Source organism: Kitasatospora sp. MY 5-36 (genome assembly GCF_001182915.1).
In the GTDB taxonomy this organism is placed as follows: domain Bacteria; phylum Actinomycetota; class Actinomycetes; order Streptomycetales; family Streptomycetaceae; genus Kitasatospora.
Window position 1 is genome coordinate 1 of sequence record NZ_LFVW01000016.1, and the last position, 17,453, is coordinate 17,453.

Below are 17,453 nucleotides of genomic sequence, written 5' to 3' on the forward strand. Positions count from 1 at the left end.
CGGCGGTGCGGGCGTGCCCTCGGCGCCGCCGGCCTGGCCGGTCGGCTCGGCGCCGGCGGGCGGGAGCTCGTCGACCAGCCTGCCGACCGGCTGGACCTTGCCCGCCGCGGCGAAGCCCCAGTCCAGCAGGGCGGCCGTCTCGTCGTACACCCGCTGGTAGCTGGCCGGGTGCATCACCGTCACCAGCAGGGTGCGGCCGTCGCGCTCGGCGGCGCCGACGAAGGTCGAGCCGGCGTTGGTGGTGGTGCCGTTCTTCACCCCGATCAGGCCGGGGTACTTGCCCAGCAGCCGGTCGGTGTTGGCGATCCCGAAACTGCCGCGCTGGCCGGTGTTCCGGTCGACGGCGCCCGGGAACATCGCGTCCCGGGTGGCGCAGTACGTCCGGAAGTCCGCGTTGCGCAGGCCGGCCCGGGCGAACAGCGACAGGTCGTAGGCCGAGGAGACCTGGCCGTCCATGTCGTAGCCGTCCGGGGAGATCACCCTGGTGTCCCGGGCCTGGAGCGCGTCGGCGCGCGCCTGCATCTCGGTGACGGTCTGCTGGACGCCGCCGTTCATGTGCGACAGAACGTGCACCGCGTCGTTGCCGGAGCTCAGGAACACCCCGCGCCACAGGTCCTCGACCCGGTAGTCCAGGTTCTCCTTGATGCCGACCAGGCTGCTGCCGGGGCCGATCCCCTGGATCTCCTCGTCGGCCACCCGGTGCACCGCGTTGCGGTCGAACTTGGGCAGCACGGTGTCCGCGAAGAGGATCTTCAGGGTGCTCGCCGGGGGCAGCCGCAGGTGCGGGTTGCTGGCCGCCAGCACGTCGCCCGACGCCGCGTCGGAGACTATCCAGGACTGGCCGGTGAGGTCGGAGGGCAGCGGCGGGGCACCCGCCATCGGGGCGACCTGGACCCCGGGGAGCCCGAGCCGCTCGCCGCCGACCGCGGCCGACGGGGGCGGCTGCTGCGGGGTCGCGCCCGCCGGGGCGGCGAGCAGGACCGGGAGGGCCGCGGTGACCGCGGCGCACAGGCGCGCGAACGTGAGTCGGGGTGTGGGCACCAGCTGACCGTACCCACTCGGGGCTCCCGCTGCCCTCCCCCCGGAGCCCGTCCTCCGCAGGAGGGGCCCGCCGTACGCCGATCGGCGGCCCGCGCATACTGGGGACGCACACCGCCTTCACAAGCCGAGGACCCCCATGAAGCTCAGCCGTCGCACCTCCTGGTTCCTGACCGCCTTCGGGGTCTGGTCGATCATCATCTGGACGACCTTCGTGAAGAACCTCTGGAAGGACTCCGGCGGCCAGGCCTTCACCAACGGCGACCACTCCCAGCCCACCGCCTTCTTCTGGGTCCACCTCCTCCTCGCCGTCACCTCCTTCGCCCTCGGCATCGCGGTCGGCGCCATCGGCCTGCGCGGCCTGCGCGCCACCCGCCGCACCCCGGCCACCGACTGACCCGGAGGACGGCAACGCGGAGGCCCCCGCCCGATCCGAGGATCGGGCGGGGGCCTCCGGTGTGGCGGGTGGGATCAGAAGCGGCGGGTCACCAGGGCCCGCTTCACTTCCTGGATCGCCTTGGTGACCTCGATGCCGCGCGGGCAGGCCTCCGAGCAGTTGAAGGTGGTGCGGCAGCGCCACACGCCCTCACGGTCGTTGAGGATCTCCAGGCGCTGCTCGGCACCCTCGTCGCGCGAGTCGAAGATGAAGCGGTGCGCGTTGACGATGGCGGCCGGGCCGAAGTACTGGCCGTCGTTCCAGAACACCGGGCAGGACGACGTGCACGCGGCGCACAGGATGCACTTGGTGGTGTCGTCGAAGCGCTCGCGGTCCTCGGCGGACTGCAGGCGCTCGCGGGTCGGCTCGTTCCCCTTGGTGATGAGGAACGGCATGACGTCCTTGTACGCCTGGAAGAACGGGTCCATGTCCACGACCAGGTCCTTGAGGACCGTGAGGCCCTTGATGGCCTCGATCGTGATCGGCTTCTCCGGGTTGACGTCCTTGATCAGGGTCTTGCACGCCAGCCGGTTGCGGCCGTTGATCCGCATGGCGTCGGAGCCGCAGATGCCGTGGGCGCAGGAACGGCGGTAGGTGAGGGTGCCGTCCTGCTCCCACTTGATCTTGTTGAGCGCGTCGAGGATGCGCTCCTTCGGGTCCATCGTCAGCTGGTAGTCGACCCACACCGGGTCCGGGTGCTCCTCCGGGTTGAACCGGCGGATCCGGACGGTGACGGTGATCGGCTGGACGGCACCGGCTTCGACCGCGTCCAGAGCGGCCGAGTGCTTCTCCACGGTCGGAGTGCTCATCAGTACTTACGCTCCATCGGCTGGTAGCGGGTCGTGACGACCGGCTTGTAGTCGAGGCGGATGGAGGTGCTGCCGTCGGCGGCGACCTCCTGGTACGCCATGGTGTGCTGCATGAACTTCACGTCGTCACGGGTCGGGAAGTCCTCGCGGTAGTGGCCGCCGCGGGACTCCTCGCGGGCCAGCGCGGAGACGGCCAGCACCTCGGCCAGGTCGAGCAGGTTGCCCAGCTCGACGGCCTCCAGGAGGTCCGTGTTGTAGCGGAAGCCCTTGTCCTGGATGGAGACGTTCTTGTAGCGCTCCTTCAGCGCGGCGATGTCCTCGACCGCCTGCTTCAGGGTGGCGCCGGTGCGGTACACCATGGCGTTGGTGTCCATGGTCTCCTGCAGCTCCTTGCGGATCTGCCCCACGGACTCGGTGCCGGTGCCCTCGCGCAGGCCGTCGACCAGGGCCTGGACCTTCTCGGCCGGGTTCTCGGGCAGCTCGACGAAGCCGTTCGCGTTGGCGTAGTCGGCGGCGGCGATGCCCGCGCGGCGGCCGAACACGTTGATGTCCAGCAGCGAGTTGGTGCCCAGGCGGTTGGCGCCGTGCACGGACACGCAGGCGACCTCGCCGGCCGCGTACAGGCCCGGGACGATGTCGGTGTTGTTGCGCAGGACCTCACCCTCGACGTTGGTCGGGATGCCGCCCATGGCGTAGTGCGCGGTGGGCTGGATCGGGATCGGGTCCGTGTAGGGCTCGATGCCGAGGTAGGTGCGCGCGAACTCGGTGATGTCCGGCAGCTTGGCGTCCAGCTGCTCCGGCGGCAGGTGGGTCAGGTCCAGGTAGACGTGGTCGCCGTCCGGACCGCAGCCGCGGCCTTCGCGGATCTCGGTGTAGATCGCGCGGGAGCAGACGTCACGGGACGCGAGGTCCTTCATGACGGGGGCGTAGCGCTCCATGAAGCGCTCGCCGTCCTTGTTGCGCAGGATGCCGCCCTCGCCGCGGGCGCCCTCGGTGAGCAGGATGCCCATGCGCCAGATGCCCGTCGGGTGGAACTGGAAGAACTCCATGTCCTCCAGCGGCAGGCCGCGGCGGTAGACCAGGGCCTGGCCGTCACCGGTGAGGGTGTGGGCGTTGGAGGAGACCTTGAAGAACTTGCCGGTGCCGCCGGAGGCGAACACGACCGACTTGGCCTGGAAGACGTGGATCTCGCCGGTGGCCAGCTCGTACGCGACGACGCCGGCCGTCTTGCCCTCGTTGATCAGCAGGTCGAGGACGTAGTACTCGTTGAAGAACTCGACGCCGTGCTTGACGCAGTTCTGGAACAGCGTCTGGAGGATCATGTGGCCGGTGCGGTCGGCCGCGTAGCACGAGCGGCGGACCGGGGCCTCGCCGTGGTTGCGGGAGTGGCCGCCGAAGCGGCGCTGGTCGATCCGGCCCTGCTCGGTGCGGGAGAAGGGAAGGCCCATCTTCTCCAGGTCGAGGACGGCGTCGATGGCCTCCTTGCACATGATCTCGGCGGCGTCCTGGTCGACCAGGTAGTCACCACCCTTGACCGTGTCGAAGGTGTGCCACTCCCAGTTGTCCTCCTCGACGTTGGCCAGGGCGGCGCACATGCCGCCCTGGGCCGCGCCGGTGTGGGACCGGGTCGGGTAGAGCTTGGTCAGGACGGCGGTGCGGCTGCGCTGCGTCGACTCGATGGCCGCGCGCATGCCGGCGCCGCCGGCGCCGACGATGACGGTGTCGTACTGGTGAATCTGCATGGGGGGTTAACTCGCCTCTGGCCTCTGCCGATGGTCGATGGTGCTCGCGGCTCAGATGTTGGGGTCGAAGGTGAAGATCACCAGGGTGCCGAGCAGCACGGTGAAGACCGTGGCGGTACCCATGAGCCCCTTGAGCCAGAGCCGGGTCGAGTCCTTCTCGGCATAGTCGTTGATGACCTGACGCATGCCGTTGGCGCCGTGCAGCATGGCGAGCCAGAGCATCAGGAGGTCCCAGCCCTGCCAGAACGGCGAGGCCCAGCGGCCGGCCACGAAGGCGAAGCCGATCTTGGAGACGCCGCCGTCGAGCACCAGCATGATCAGCAGGTGGCCGAGGATCAGCACGACCAGAACGACACCGGACAGGCGCATGAAGAGCCAGGCCAGCATCTCGAAGTTGGTGCGGGTGCGACGCGGGGTCTTCGTGGTCCGCTTGCGCGGAGGCTCGATGACGAACGCGTCGGCCGGGTTGCCGGTGCCCAGTCCCTTGCCGGTGTGCGCCTGCTTCGAGGGGACGACGATGGCGTCGGAGTATTCCGTGGACATGTCTCGGCTCACTTCCCGAACCAGGAGATCAGCGTGTGCTGGAGGATCCCGTAGAAGGAACCGGCCATCAGGACGACCCAGACGCCGACGACGCTCCAGAGCATCTGCTTCTGGTACTTCGGGCCCTTCGACCAGAAGTCCACTGCGACGACGCGCAGGCCGTTCAGGGCGTGGAACAGGATGGCGGCCACCAGGCCGTTCTCCATCAGGTTCACGAGCGGAGTCTTGTACGTCTGGATGACGGTGTCGTAGGACTCCGGCGACACTCGCACGAGGGCGGTGTCGAGGACGTGGGCGAACAGGAAGAAGAAGATGAGGACGCCGGTGACTCGATGAGCCACCCAGCTCCACATGCCTTCCCGGCCGCGGTACAGCGTTCCAGCCGGCACGGAAAAACCCTCCGGAAGCGATTGGGGGCTCGGCCGGCTTCGGTGTCGGTCAGCCCGGCCGGGTACGGTCCACCGGCCGCCAGCATCCTATCGACGCCTTGTCGTGAACCGCCTCCGGGGGCCCCAGGTGTGATCAATCAGGCACTTCTGGCCTAGTGGGGCGGGAACCAAACCCGGAGTCATCACGATGGGTGACGGCATGCTCGCGCCCCGCGTCGGTGGGCGCGGGGCGCGGCGGTCGGATCCGGTGGCGGGGTCGGTTCACTCGTCCGGGCGGTTTCGTGATCGTTGTCACCCGGCAGGGTGAAGAGGGGGCGTGATGCGGGCTCAGCGCGCCGCGGTCTCCGGGTGGGTGGCGACCAGGTGCTCCAGTCGGGTGAGGGCGATCCGGCGGAGTTCGTCGGACGCGATCAGCCGCTCCTCGTCCGGGTCGTTGGCGAGGCGGGTGCGGATCGAGGAGAGCACGGTGTCGAGCATCTCCTCCGGGGCGACCCCTTCCAGGCAGACCACGAAGACGTGGCCGAACCGGGCCTCGTACGCCGCGTGCGCCGCCCGCAGTGCGGTGTGGGCGGCCTGGCTGCCGGGAGCCCGCATGCCGAGCAGCGGCTGCGGCATCCAGCTCTCGTCCGCCAGGGCCTCGGTGAGGTCGGCCGGTCGGAGGTCGTAGGAGGCCTCGCTGGCGGCGGCCAGCAGGGACTCGATGTCGGGGTAGGGCCGGTGCGCGGTCAGGCGCAGGGCCCAGCGGTGGCTGCCGCAGCAGGCCAGGAGGGCCTCCTCGGCGGCGCCGGCGTCGGCTTCGTTGAAGCGGTGCAGCCCGAGGAGGGTCGGCTCTGTTCTGACGTCGAGCCGCTGTGACGGGATGTCGCTGGCCAGCGGGTCCTCCTCGTGAGGGCGGGAAGGTGCCGGTGGAACGGGGTGGTGCGCAGGTGGGATGGGGGCTGCCGAGGGGCGCGCGAGCGCCGGTCGTTCAGCGCCTCAAAGGTAGTTGAGCGGTCATCAGTTGGGGAGGGCGCGCGCCGAATTCATCCGGACGAGCTATCAAGTTGTGACGTTGACACCTGCACGTCAGCGCCCTCCCCGCCGGTTCCCGGGCTCAGTCGCGGTGGACCTTGTGGTTGGCGGCCTGCGCCCTCGGGCGGACCACCAGCAGGTCGATGTTCACGTGCGAGGGCCGGGTGACCGCCCACGCCACGGTGTCCGCGATGTCCTCCGAGGTGAGCGGTTCGGCCACGCCCGCGTACACCGCGGCGGCCTTCTCCTCGTCGCCGCGGAAGCGGGTGACCGCGAAGCCCTCGGACTTCACCATGCCGGGGGCGATCTCGATCACCCGGATCGGCTCCCCGCACAGCTCCAGCCGCAGCGTGGCGGCGATGGTGTGCGCGGCGTGCTTGGCGGCGACGTACCCGCCGCCGCCCTCGTACGCGGCCAGCGCGGCGGTCGAGGAGAGCACCAGGACCGTGCCGTCGCCGGTCGCCCGCAGGGCCGGCAGCAGGGCCTGGGTCACCTGCAGCACGCCGAGCACGTTCACCTCGTACATGGCCCGCCAGTCGGCCGGGTCGCCGTGCTCGACGGTCTCGGCGCCGATCGCGCCGCCGGCGTTGTTCACCAGGACGTCCACCCGGCCGACGGCGGCCGCGAAGGCGTCCACCGCGGCCCGGTCGGTGACGTCCAGGGTGACGGCCCGGGCGGAGCCGCCCCGCTCGGCGATCTCCTTGGCCAGCGCCTCGACGCGGTCGGTGCGGCGGGCGGTCAGCACCACGTCGAAGCCCTCGGCGGCCAGCCGGCGGGCGGTCGCCGCGCCGATTCCGCTGCTGGCACCGGTGACCACGGCCACCTTCTGCTCGGTCATTGCCACTCCCTGGGGCTCGTCGGTCGTTCACCCGATCATCTCAACCGCGCCGGCGCTCCGGCGGGCCGGTCGCCTCCCGCACGGCGGGGAGCCCGATAGTGCGAGGACCCCGTTCCCCCAGCCCCGGAGGGCCCCATGGCAGCCGAGCCGCGCCGCGCCGAGTCCGGCTTCGAGATCGAGCCGGTGTACGGCCCCGGGGCGCCGGCCGGCTGGGACGCCGACGCCCGGCTGGGCCGGCCGGGGGAGTACCCCTACACCCGGGGCGTCTACCCGACGATGTACACCGGCCGCCCGTGGACGATGCGCCAGTACGCGGGCTTCGGCACCGCCGCCGAGTCCAACGCCCGCTACCGGCAGCTGATCGCGGGCGGCGGCACCGGCCTCTCGGTCGCCTTCGACCTGCCCACCCAGATGGGCTACGACTCGGACGCGCCGCTCGCCGCCGGGGAGGTCGGCCGGGTGGGCGTCGCCGTGGACAGCGTCGAGGACATGGCGGTGCTGTTCGACGGCATCCCGCTCGGCGGGGTGTCCACCTCGATGACCGTCAACGCGCCCGCCGCGCTGCTCCTGCTCCTCTACCAACTGGTCGGCGAGGCCCAGGGGGTGGCGCCGTCGGCGCTCACCGGGACGGTCCAGAACGACGTGCTGAAGGAGTACATCGCCCGCGGCACCTACATCTTCCCGCCGGAGCCCTCGCTGCGGCTGGCCGCCGACGTGTTCCGCTACTGCCGGGCCGAGGTCCCGCGCTGGAACACCATCTCGATCTCCGGCTACCACATGGCCGAGGCCGGGGCCGATCCCGCGCAGGAGGTCGCCTTCACCCTGGCCAACGGCATCGCCTACGTCCGCACCGCGCTCGCCGCCGGGATGGCCGTGGACGACTTCGCCCCCCGGCTCTCGTTCTTCTTCGTGGCCCGCACGACCCTGTTGGAGGAAGTGGCCAAGTTCCGCGCCGCACGCAGGATTTGGGCCAGAATCATGCGGGACGGATTCGGCGCCCGGGACCCGCGCTCGCAGATGCTGCGCTTCCACACCCAGACCGCGGGGGTGCAGCTCACCGCCCAGCAGCCCGAGGTCAACCTGGCCAGGGTCACCGTCCAGGCGCTCGCCGCGGTGCTCGGCGGCACCCAGTCGCTGCACACCAACGGCTTCGACGAGGCGATCGCGCTGCCCACCGAGAAGGCCGCCCGGCTCGCCCTGCGCACCCAGCAGGTGCTCGCGTACGAGACCGACGTGACGGCCACCGTCGACCCGTTCGCCGGCTCCTACGCCGTCGAGTCGCTCACCGACGGGGTGGAGGCCGCCGCGCGGGCGCTGATGGACCGGATCGAGGAGCAGGGCGGCGCGGTGGCCGCGATCGAACGCGGCTACCAGAAGGGCGAGATCGAGCGCACCGCCTACCGGCTCCAGCAGGAGACCGACTCCGGGGAGCGGACCGTGGTCGGGGTCAACCGCTTCCGGTCGGACACGGAGGAGCCGTACCAGCCGCTGCGGGTGGACCCGGCGATCGAGGTGCGGCAGGCGCGGCGGCTGGCCCGGCTGCGGGCCGGGCGCTCGGCCGGCGCCGTCACCCGGGCGCTGGACGGGCTGCGCCGCACCGCCGAGGGAACGGGGAACGTGCTGTACCCGATGAAGGAGGCGCTGGCCGCCCGGGCCACCGTCGGCGAGGTGTGCGACGCGCTGCGCGGGGTGTGGGGGACGTACGCCCCGGTGGAGCGCTTCTGACCACCAGCTGAACGGCCGTCAACCCGCCGGTGCCGTCAGGGGGGTTGGCGGCCGTGACCGCCGGCCCGGGGGATCGTTGCACAGGGCACGCAACCCGGGGAAGGCGGCTGAAACAAGATGTCATACCCACGTGTCCGGCCGGTATGCGCCCATCCGGGGACTAGTTTTCCGGAAGTCGGGCCAAATCCCCCCAACAGGCCTACGATTGGCGAGATGAACCGTCCTGAGCCCGCTCAGTCGGGCGCCACTCTGGCCGCCGTACGCCCCGCCGCCGATCTGCGCGACCGGGTCCGGGCGCTGGAGCCCGAGCTGATCGCCTTCCGTCGTGATCTGCACCGGCACCCGGAGCTGGGCCGCCAGGAGTTCCGAACCACCGGGCTGCTGCGCGACCGTCTGGTGGCCGCCGGCCTCGAACCCCGGGTGCTGCCCGGCGGCACCGGCATGCTCGTCGACATCGTCCCGCCCGGCACCACGCCGGGGACGGAGTTCCTGGCCTTCCGCGCCGACATCGACGCGCTGCCGATCGACGACGCCAAGACCGATGTGCCGTACCGCTCCACCGTCCCCGGCCGGGCCCACGCCTGCGGCCACGACGTGCACACCTCGGTGGTGCTCGGCACCGGCCTGGTGCTGGCGGAGGCCGTCCGCGCCGGCGAGCTGCGCCGGCCCGTCCGGCTGGTGTTCCAGCCCGCCGAGGAGGTCATGCCGGGCGGCGCGCTGGACGTGATCAAGGCCGGCGGGATGGCGGGCGTCGGGCGGATCTTCGCGGTGCACTGCGACCCCAAGGTGGAGGTCGGCCGGATCGCCCTGCGGGTCGGGGCGATCACCTCGGCCTGCGACCGCCTGGTGCTCCACCTGGACGGCCCCGGCGGGCACACCGCCCGTCCGCACCTGACCACCGATCTGGTCACCGCGGTCGCCAGGATGGCCGCCGACCTCCCGGGCGCGCTGGCCCGCCGGATGGACCCGCGCTGGGGCGTCAGCCTGGTCTGGGGGCGGATCGCCTCCGGCTCCGCGCCCAACGTCATCCCGCAGCACGCCGAACTGGAGGGCACCGTCCGCTGCCTGGAGCTGGACGGCTGGCGCGAGGCGCCGGACCTGCTGCACGAGCTGATCGCCAAGGTGTCCGAGACCTACCGGGCCAAGTGGACGCTGGACTACCACCGCGGGGTGCCGCCGGTGGTCAACGAGGCGGTCTCGGTCGCGCGGTTGGACGAGGCGATGAACGCCCGCTTCGGCGCGGACGGGGCCCAGGTGGTCGAGGGAACCGAGCAGAGCCTGGGCGGCGAGGACTTCTCCTGGTACCTGGAGCACGCCCCGGGCGCGCTGGCCCGGCTCGGTGTCCGGGCGCCCGGCGACGCCACCGTCCGGGACCTCCACCAGGGCCGGTTCGACGTGGACGAGCGGGCGATCGGCATCGGGGTGGAGCTGTTCTCGGCGCTGGCCCTGGAGGCGGACGGCAGCTGACGGCGGGCCGGGCGCGGCGGAGCGGGGTGACGGCTCCGGGGGCGGCGCGGGTGAAGCGGAACGGTCGGATCCGGGGGGTCCGGAACGGTTCCGTAAACTGGGCCGCACCGACCTCGGATCACCGTCCGCGCATGGGATAGAGCCTCAGGAAGAACATCAGACCACGGTTTGATAACAACCCGAACGCTCTGGCACCCCGTAACACAACCGTGTTCTACGCGCGTTACGGTGGCGACCGACCACGCCAAACGGTTGCGTGTAGAAGGAGATATCCCCTTGCGCCGTTCAATGAAGCTCGCCGCGGTTGTGCTCTCGGGTTCCCTGGGCATGGCCTCGCTCGCCGCTTGCGGCGCAAAGAGCACCGACAACTCCTCCTCCGCCGGCTCGGGCGACGGTTCGCTCAAGGTCGGCATGGCCTACGACATCGGCGGCCGCGGCGACCAGTCGTTCAACGACTCCGCCGCCCGTGGCCTCGACAAGGCCAAGTCCGAGCTGGGCGTCTCCGTGACCGAGGCCGAGGCCAAGCAGGGCGAGGCCGAGGCCGACAAGGAGACCCGTCTCAAGAACCTGATCGACGCGGGCTACAAGACGATCGTCGCGGTCGGCTTCGTCTACCAGCCGGCCGTCAACAAGGTCGCCAAGGACAACCCGAACGTGAAGTTCGCGATCATCGACTCGAACGACAAGGACCAGCCGGCCAACGTCACCTCGCTGCTCTTCGCCGAGCAGGAGGGTTCGTACCTGGCCGGTGTCGCCGCCGCGAACAAGTCGAAGGCCAAGCACGTCGGCTTCATCGGCGGTGTGCAGTCCGAGCTGATCAAGAAGTTCGAGGCCGGCTACAAGGCGGGTGTGAAGTCCGTCGACCCGAACATCACGGTCGAGACCACCTACCTGAGCACCCCGCCGGACTTCACCGGCTTCGCCTCGCCCGACAAGGGCAAGGAGTCCGCCCAGGGCCAGCTCGACAAGGGCGCGGACGTCATCTACACCGCCGCCGGCTCCTCCGGCAACGGCGCCATCGAGGCCGTCGCCAACAAGCAGGGCGCCTGGGCCATCGGTGTCGACTCCGACCAGGCCAGCCAGCCGGCCCTGGCGAAGTACAAGAACAGCATCCTGACCTCGATGGTCAAGAACGTCGACACCGCGGTGTTCTCGTACGTCCAGTCGGTCAAGCAGGGCCAGACCCCGACCGGCATCAAGCTGTTCGACCTGAAGGCCGACGGCGTCTCGCTCGCCAAGACCGGCAACAAGATCGACGACATCCAGGACAAGCTGAAGGCCGCCGAGGACGCGATCAAGTCCGGCGCCACCACGATCCCGACCGCGCCGGCCGGCCAGTAAGGCCCGCGCGTCCCGGACGCCGCAGCGCCTGCCGCCTGCCCGGCAGCGCGACGCAACACGACACAGTTCACGGGAGGGGCCCGGCAGGGTGCGCTCAACGCGTACCCCCGGGCCCTGTTCCGTCTCCCCATGTTCCCCCTTGGCCCTCCCAGCGCAACGACGCGCCTCCAGACCACCAGGAGATCGCCATCACCGCATCGGACCCCGTCCCCCCGCGCGAGGACGGCACCCCCAGCGCGGGGACGGCGACACCGGCCGTCGAGCTGCGCGGCATCACCAAGCGCTTCCCGGGTGTCGTGGCCAACCACGACATCAACCTGACCGTCCGCACCGGCACCGTGCACGCCCTGATGGGTGAGAACGGCGCCGGCAAGTCGACGCTGATGAAGATCCTCTACGGCATGCAGAAGCCGGACGAGGGCACCATCGCGATCAACGGCGAGCTGTGCGAGTTCCACACCCCCGGCGACGCCATCTCCCGCGGCATCGGCATGGTGCACCAGCACTTCATGCTCGCCGACAACCTCACGGTGTGGGAGAACGTCGTCCTCGGCGGCGAGAAGCTCCACGGCATCGGCGCCAAGGCGAAGGCGAAGATCAAGGAGATCTCCGACCAGTACGGCCTGGGCGTGCGCCCGGACGCCCTGGTCGAGGACCTCGGCGTCGCCGACCGCCAGCGCGTCGAGATCCTCAAGGTGCTGTACCGCGGCGCCAAGATCCTGATCCTGGACGAGCCCACGGCCGTGCTCGTCCCGCAGGAGGTCGACGCGCTGTTCGACAACCTGCGGGACCTCAAGTCCGAGGGCGTCACCGTCATCTTCATCTCGCACAAGCTGCACGAGGTGCTCGCGGTGGCCGACGCGATCAGCGTCATCCGGCGCGGCACGACGGTCGGCGACGCCGACCCGAAGGCCGTCACCGCCCGCCAGCTCGCCGAGCTGATGGTCGGCGCCGAACTGCCCTCCCCGGAGAGCCGCGAGTCGACCGTCACCGACACCGTGATGCTCGACGTCGAGGGCCTGCGGATCGCCAAGACCGACGCCGAGGGCATCGAGCGCGTCGTCCTGGACGACATCTCGCTGCGCATCCGCAAGGGCGAGATCCTCGGCATCGCCGGTGTCGAGGGCAACGGCCAGGCCGAGCTGGTCGAGGCCGTCATGGGCATGCTGCCGCTGAACGCCGGCACCGTCACCCTGGACGGCAAGGACCTCTCCGGCACCCTGACCCGGGCCCGCCGCGAGGCCGGCATCGGCTACATCCCCGAGGACCGCCACAAGCACGGCCTGCTGCTGGAGGCCCCGCTCTGGGAGAACCGCATCCTCGGCCACGTCACCGAGGCGCCCAACTCCAAGGGCCTGCTGCTGGACCCGGCCGCCGCCCGGACGGACACCTGGCGGATCGTCGAGGAGTACGACGTCCGCACCCCCGGCATCGAGGTCACCGCGGCCTCGCTCTCCGGCGGCAACCAGCAGAAGCTGATCATCGGCCGCGAGATGAGCCACCAGCCCAAGCTCCTGATCGCCGCCCACCCCACCCGTGGCGTGGACGTCGGCGCGCAGGCGCAGATCTGGGAGCACATCCGGGTCGCCCAGCGGGCCGGCCTGGCCGTCCTGCTGATCTCCGCGGACCTGGACGAGCTGATCGGCCTGTCCGACACCATCCGGGTCATCTACCGCGGCCGCCTGGTCGCCGACGCCGACCCGGCCACCGTCACCGCCGAGGACCTCGGTACCGCGATGACCGGTGCCGCCAGCGGCCACCTGGAGTCCGAGCCGGAGGCCGTCGCCGAGGCGCAGGCCGTCGCGGCCGAGGGCACCGGGGCCGAGGCCGGGCACCAGCCCACCGCCACCGCCGACGACCCGCAGGCGGGGGAGTAACCCATGACCAGTCCCAATCCCGCAGCCGCGAAGCCCGGCCTGGCCCAGCGGTTCAGCGGTGAGCGGATCGTGCTCGCGCTGGCGGCGCCGGTGCTCGCGGTCCTGCTCTCCGTGGCGATCTGTTCCGTCCTGCTGGCGACCTCGGGCAAGAACCCGTTCGACGCCTGGAACGTGATGCTCACGTACGCCAGCAAGTCGGACGGCCAGGTGGGCATCCTCAACCGGTCCACCACCTACTACCTGGCCGCCGCGGCCGCCGCGTTCGGGTTCCGGATGAACCTGTTCAACATCGGCGTCGAGGGCCAGTACAAGGTCGCGGCGCTGTTCGCGGCCTTCGTCGGCGCCAAGGTGGACCTGCCGGCCTTCATCCAGATCCCGCTGCTGCTGGTCACCGCCATGCTGGTCGGCGGCCTGTACGCGAGCGTCGCCGGTCTGCTGAAGGTCTACCGCGGCGTCAGCGAGGTCATCTCGACCATCATGCTGAACTCGATCGCGACCGCGATCATCGGTCTGCTGCTCGTCCCCGGCATCTTCGCGCCGAAGACCAGCGGCACCCCCAACTCGATCCAGACCGAGCCGATCTCGCAGTCCAGCCACTTCTTCGCGATGGAGACGGCCGGCGGGACGCTCTGGGGCTTCATCTTCGTCGCCGCCCTGGTCGGCGTGGTCTTCCAGTTCGTGCTGACCCGCACCCGCTTCGGCTTCGACCTGCGCGCCACCGGCCGCTCGGAGTCCGCCGCGACCGCCTCCGGCGTGAACGTCAAGCGCATGGTGGTCATCTCGATGGTCGTCTCCGGCGCCATCGCCGGTCTGATCGGCCTGCCGGAGCTCCTGCAGAACTCGCACTACTTCGGCCAGAGCTTCCAGCCCGGCCTGGGCTTCCTGGGCATCTCGATCGCCCTGCTCGGCCGGAACAGCCCGATCGGCATCGCCTTCGCGGCGCTGCTGTTCGCCTTCCTGGACGTCACCGGCTCGGTGCTGCCGCTCCAGGGCGGCTTCCCCTTCGAGATCGTCGACGTCATGAAGGGCACCATCGTCATCTGCGTCGTCGTCGCGTACGAGCTGGTGCGCCGCTACGGCCTGAAGCGCCAGCAGCAGAAGGTCGGCGCCCAGCTCGCCGCCCAGGCCGCCGCGACCAGCAACAAGGAGGTTGCGGCATGAGCCAGAACTTCACGGTCGATTACTGGAAGCGGATCGTTTTTCCGCTCGGAGAGCCGTCGGGCGGACCCGCGAAGAAGCGCAAGCTGTCCTGGCCGGTCGTCCTGCTGCTGATCGCGGGCGCCCTGGTGCTGTTCTCCGCCGTGGGCATGGCCACCGGCAACCACTCGCTGACCTCCTCCGGGCAGATCACCGCCGCGCTCGGCGCGGCCGTGCCGATCGGCATGGCCGGTCTGGGCGGTCTCTGGTCCGAGCGGGCCGGCGTGGTCAACATCGGTCTCGAAGGCATGATGGTCGCCGGCACCTTCTGCGGTGCCTGGGCGGGCTACCTGGTCAACCCGTGGGTCGGCCTGCTGGCCGGCATGCTGGGCGGGGCGCTCGGCGGCCTGCTGCACGCGGTCGTCACCGTCACCTTCGGCGTCGACCACATCGTCTCCGGCGTCGGCATCAACCTGCTGATCCCCGGCATCTGCGCGTACGTCAACCGGATCTACTACAAGGACTACGTCTCGGCCGGTGCCGGCCAGAACCAGTCCCCGCCGGCGGACCCGCTGCCGTACATCACCGTCCCGGGCCTGTCCTCCGGGCTGAAGAGCATCGAGAACCACCACTGGTTCCTGGTCTCGGACGTCGCGGGCGTGCTCGGCGGCCTGGTCACCAACATCTCGGTGGTCGTGCTGGTGGCCGGCGCGCTGATCGTGGTCAGCTACTTCGCGCTCTGGCGCACGGTGTTCGGCCTGCGGCTGCGCTCCTGCGGCGAGAACCCGACCGCCGCCGAGTCGCTGGGCGTCAACGTCTACAAGTACAAGTACCTCGCGGTCATCGCCTCCGGTGCCTTCGCGGGCCTCGGCGGGGCGTACCTCTCGCTGGTCGCGGCGCACTTCTACAAGGACGGCCAGACCCTCGGCCGCGGCTTCATCGGCCTCGCCGCGATGATCTTCGGCAACTGGATGCCGGGCGGCCTCGCCATGGGCGCCGGCCTGTTCGGCTTCACCGACAGCCTCCAGCTGCGCGACCCGGAGTCGGTGCACGTGATGATCCTGATCGTGGGCATCGCGATGGTGCTGCTCGCGCTCTGGCACCTGTACCGCCGCAAGTACACCGCGACGGTGGCCTCCTTCGTGGTGGCGGCCGGTCTGATCGCCTGGTACTCGTTCACCGACGAGGTGCAGCGCCCGCTGATCGTCGCCACGCCGTACCTGATCACCCTGGTGGTGCTCTCGCTGGCCGCGCAACGGCTGCGGATGCCGAAGGCGGACGGCCAGATCTACCGCAAGGGCCAGGGCAAGTGACCGCCGACGGGCCCGCGGCGCCGCCCGCGATCGACTGGGAGCTGCTGCGTTCGGCGGCGCGCGAGGCCATGGGCCGCGCGTACGCGCCGTACAGCAGGTTCCCGGTCGGCGCGGCCGCGCTGGTGGACGACGGCCGGGTGGTCACGGGCTGCAACGTCGAGAACGCCTCGTACGGGCTGGGGCTGTGCGCCGAGTGCGGGCTGGTGTCCGCGCTGCACTCCTCCGGCGGCGGCCGGCTGGTCGCCTTCACCTGTGTGGACGGCGCCGGCGAACTGCTGATGCCGTGCGGGCGCTGCCGCCAGCTGCTCTACGAGCACGGCGGGCCGGGGCTGCTGATCGAACTGGCCTCGGGCATCAAGCCGATGAGCGAGGTCCTGCCCGACGCGTTCGGGCCGGAACGGCTCTAGCCTCCCTTTCTGTTACGCGCGTAGAGTGTCGCGAGTGGGCCGGAACCCGGTCATCTCGCGACGCTCTTCGCTTTTGAAACCCCTCTTGGAGCACGCATGGACGCCATCTCCGTCATCAGGACCAAGCGCGATCGCGGAGAACTGAGCGACGCTCAGATCGACTGGGTCATCGACGCCTACACCCGCGGCGAGGTCGCCGACGAGCAGATGTCCGCACTGGCGATGGCGATCCTGCTGAACGGCATGAAGCCGCACGAGATCAGCCGCTGGACCGACGCCATGATCCGCTCCGGCGTCCGGATGGACTTCTCCTCGCTGCCGCTGCCCACCAGCGACAAGCACTCCACCGGCGGCGTCGGCGACAAGATCACCCTGCCGCTCGCCCCGCTGGTCGCCGCCTGCGGCGCCGCCGTCCCGCAGCTCTCCGGCCGCGGCCTCGGCCACACCGGCGGCACCCTGGACAAGCTGGAGTCCATCCCCGGCTGGCGCGCCCTGCTCTCCAATGAGGAGATGATGGACGTGCTGGGCTCCGTCGGCGCGGTGATCTGCGCGGCCGGCGACGGCCTCGCGCCCGCCGACAAGAAGCTGTACGCGCTGCGCGACGTCACCGGCACCGTCGAGGCCATCCCGCTGATCGCCTCCTCGATCATGTCGAAGAAGATCGCCGAGGGCACCGGCGCGCTCGTCCTGGACGTCAAGGTCGGCTCCGGGGCGTTCATGAAGAACCTGGACGACGCCCGCGAACTCGCCCGCACCATGGTCGGCCTGGGCACCACCGCCGGGGTCAACACCGTCGCCCTGCTCACCGACATGTCCACCCCGCTCGGCCTCACCGCGGGCAACGCGCTGGAGGTCCGCGAGTCCGTCGAGGTGCTCGCGGGCGGCGGCCCGGCCGACGTCGTCGAGCTCACCCTCGCGCTCGCCCGCGAGATGCTCGCCGCGGCCGGCGTCCACGGCAAGGACCCGGCGGACGCGCTGCGCGACGGCACCGCGATGGACCACTGGCGCCGCATGATCGCCGCCCAGGGCGGCGACGTCGACGCCCCACTCCCGGTCGCCCGCGAGCAGCACGTCATCCCGGCCCCCGCCTCCGGCGTGCTCACCACGCTGGACGCCTACGCGATCGGCGTCAGCGCCTGGCGCCTGGGCGCCGGCCGCGCCCGCAAGGAGGACCCGGTGCAGGCCGGCGCCGGCATCGAGATGCACGCCAAGCCCGGCGACACCGTGGTGGCCGGCCAGCCCCTGCTGACCCTGCACACCGACACCCCCGAGCGCTTCGACTACGCCGTCGAGGCCCTGGCCGGCGGCATCGAGGTCGCCCCGGCGGGCACCGCCTTCACCCCGAACCCGATCGTCCTCGACCGCATCGCGTAGTCATAC

Annotated in this window: 16 protein-coding genes; 9 read left to right on the top strand and 7 right to left on the bottom strand. The window is 70.9% G+C overall.

The window, feature by feature from the left end; genetic code table 11:
* The coding region (locus AE652_RS01315; protein WP_369808248.1) for a D-alanyl-D-alanine carboxypeptidase family protein at nt 1–1,041 on the bottom strand (1,041 nt) is incomplete at its 3' end.
* A gap of 136 nt (nt 1,042–1,177) precedes the next feature.
* Here AE652_RS01315 and AE652_RS01320 point away from each other — a divergent pair.
* A complete protein-coding gene (locus tag AE652_RS01320) occupies nt 1,178–1,435 on the top strand; it encodes an SCO4848 family membrane protein (protein WP_049649180.1) in 258 nt (85 codons plus the stop codon).
* 74 nt (nt 1,436–1,509) lie between these two features.
* Here AE652_RS01320 and AE652_RS01325 read toward each other — a convergent pair whose 3' ends face one another.
* From AE652_RS01325 to AE652_RS01350, 6 genes are all read right to left on the bottom strand, one after another.
* The gene (locus AE652_RS01325; RefSeq protein ID WP_049649181.1) at nt 1,510–2,283 is read right to left on the bottom strand and encodes a succinate dehydrogenase iron-sulfur subunit; all 774 of its coding nucleotides are present in this window, start codon (nt 2,281–2,283) and stop codon (nt 1,510–1,512) included.
* Nucleotides 2,283–4,025: a succinate dehydrogenase flavoprotein subunit gene (gene sdhA, locus AE652_RS01330; protein WP_049649182.1), complete on the bottom strand. Its 1,743-nt coding sequence runs from the start codon at nt 4,023–4,025 to the stop codon at nt 2,283–2,285. The genes AE652_RS01325 and sdhA overlap by 1 nt, the downstream gene beginning before the upstream one ends.
* A gap of 51 nt (nt 4,026–4,076) precedes the next feature.
* A complete protein-coding gene (gene sdhD / locus AE652_RS01335; protein WP_049649183.1) occupies nt 4,077–4,568 on the bottom strand; it encodes a succinate dehydrogenase, hydrophobic membrane anchor protein in 492 nt (163 codons plus the stop codon).
* A gap of 8 nt (nt 4,569–4,576) precedes the next feature.
* Entirely contained in the window at nt 4,577–4,957 is a 381-nt protein-coding gene (gene sdhC, locus AE652_RS01340) for a succinate dehydrogenase, cytochrome b556 subunit (RefSeq protein ID WP_082345151.1), read from the bottom strand.
* 327 nt (nt 4,958–5,284) lie between these two features.
* Nucleotides 5,285–5,722: a 2-oxo-4-hydroxy-4-carboxy-5-ureidoimidazoline decarboxylase gene (locus AE652_RS01345; RefSeq protein WP_369808249.1), complete on the bottom strand. Its 438-nt coding sequence runs from the start codon at nt 5,720–5,722 to the stop codon at nt 5,285–5,287.
* A 328-nt stretch (nt 5,723–6,050) separates the two neighbouring features.
* A complete protein-coding gene (locus tag AE652_RS01350; protein WP_049649186.1) occupies nt 6,051–6,806 on the bottom strand; it encodes an SDR family oxidoreductase in 756 nt (251 codons plus the stop codon).
* A 135-nt stretch (nt 6,807–6,941) separates the two neighbouring features.
* Between AE652_RS01350 and AE652_RS01355 the strand changes: the two genes are divergently transcribed.
* The 8 genes from AE652_RS01355 (at nt 6,942) to AE652_RS01390 (ending at nt 17,447) form a co-directional block, all read left to right on the top strand.
* Entirely contained in the window at nt 6,942–8,531 is a 1,590-nt protein-coding gene (locus AE652_RS01355; RefSeq protein WP_049649187.1) for a methylmalonyl-CoA mutase, read from the top strand.
* A gap of 213 nt (nt 8,532–8,744) precedes the next feature.
* Nucleotides 8,745–9,998, top strand: a complete 1,254-nt coding sequence (locus AE652_RS01360) for an amidohydrolase (RefSeq protein ID WP_082345152.1) — start codon at nt 8,745–8,747, stop codon at nt 9,996–9,998.
* 276 nt (nt 9,999–10,274) lie between these two features.
* Nucleotides 10,275–11,339, top strand: coding sequence for a BMP family protein (locus AE652_RS01365; protein ID WP_049649188.1), 1,065 nt, complete (start codon nt 10,275–10,277; stop codon nt 11,337–11,339).
* Between the two features lie 350 nt (nt 11,340–11,689).
* Nucleotides 11,690–13,216: an ABC transporter ATP-binding protein gene (locus tag AE652_RS01370; RefSeq protein ID WP_107086329.1), complete on the top strand. Its 1,527-nt coding sequence runs from the start codon at nt 11,690–11,692 to the stop codon at nt 13,214–13,216.
* A gap of 3 nt (nt 13,217–13,219) precedes the next feature.
* Nucleotides 13,220–14,377 (top strand): ABC transporter permease, encoded by a 1,158-nt coding sequence (locus tag AE652_RS01375; protein ID WP_049649190.1) that lies wholly within the window; start codon nt 13,220–13,222, stop codon nt 14,375–14,377.
* Nucleotides 14,374–15,666 (top strand): ABC transporter permease, encoded by a 1,293-nt coding sequence (locus AE652_RS47745; RefSeq protein WP_049649191.1) that lies wholly within the window; start codon nt 14,374–14,376, stop codon nt 15,664–15,666. The genes AE652_RS01375 and AE652_RS47745 overlap by 4 nt, the downstream gene beginning before the upstream one ends.
* Nucleotides 15,663–16,073, top strand: coding sequence for a cytidine deaminase (locus AE652_RS47750; RefSeq protein WP_049649192.1), 411 nt, complete (start codon nt 15,663–15,665; stop codon nt 16,071–16,073). Before AE652_RS47745 ends, AE652_RS47750 begins: the two co-directional genes overlap by 4 nt.
* Nucleotides 16,074–16,169: 96 nt before the next feature.
* On the top strand, nt 16,170–17,447 hold the full coding sequence (locus AE652_RS01390; RefSeq protein ID WP_049649193.1) for a thymidine phosphorylase: 1,278 nt from the start codon (nt 16,170–16,172) through the stop codon (nt 17,445–17,447).
* The last annotated feature ends 6 nt before the right edge of the window (nt 17,448–17,453 follow it).

Excerpts from the sequence above, each read along its gene's own strand:
- AE652_RS01320 (WP_049649180.1), top strand. The coding sequence starts at position 1,178 with ATGAAGCTCAGCCGTCGCACCTCCTGGTTCCTGACCGCCTTCGGGGTC.
- AE652_RS01325 (WP_049649181.1), bottom strand. The coding sequence starts at position 2,283 with ATGAGCACTCCGACCGTGGAGAAGCACTCGGCCGCTCTGGACGCGGTC.
- sdhA (WP_049649182.1), bottom strand. The coding sequence starts at position 4,025 with ATGCAGATTCACCAGTACGACACCGTCATCGTCGGCGCCGGCGGCGCC.
- sdhD (WP_049649183.1), bottom strand. The coding sequence starts at position 4,568 with ATGTCCACGGAATACTCCGACGCCATCGTCGTCCCCTCGAAGCAGGCG.
- AE652_RS01350 (WP_049649186.1), bottom strand. The coding sequence starts at position 6,806 with ATGACCGAGCAGAAGGTGGCCGTGGTCACCGGTGCCAGCAGCGGAATC.
- AE652_RS01355 (WP_049649187.1), top strand. The coding sequence starts at position 6,942 with ATGGCAGCCGAGCCGCGCCGCGCCGAGTCCGGCTTCGAGATCGAGCCG.
- AE652_RS01360 (WP_082345152.1), top strand. The coding sequence starts at position 8,745 with ATGAACCGTCCTGAGCCCGCTCAGTCGGGCGCCACTCTGGCCGCCGTA.
- AE652_RS01370 (WP_107086329.1), top strand. The coding sequence starts at position 11,690 with ATGGGTGAGAACGGCGCCGGCAAGTCGACGCTGATGAAGATCCTCTAC.
- AE652_RS01375 (WP_049649190.1), top strand. The coding sequence starts at position 13,220 with ATGACCAGTCCCAATCCCGCAGCCGCGAAGCCCGGCCTGGCCCAGCGG.
- AE652_RS47745 (WP_049649191.1), top strand. The coding sequence starts at position 14,374 with ATGAGCCAGAACTTCACGGTCGATTACTGGAAGCGGATCGTTTTTCCG.
- AE652_RS01390 (WP_049649193.1), top strand. The coding sequence starts at position 16,170 with ATGGACGCCATCTCCGTCATCAGGACCAAGCGCGATCGCGGAGAACTG.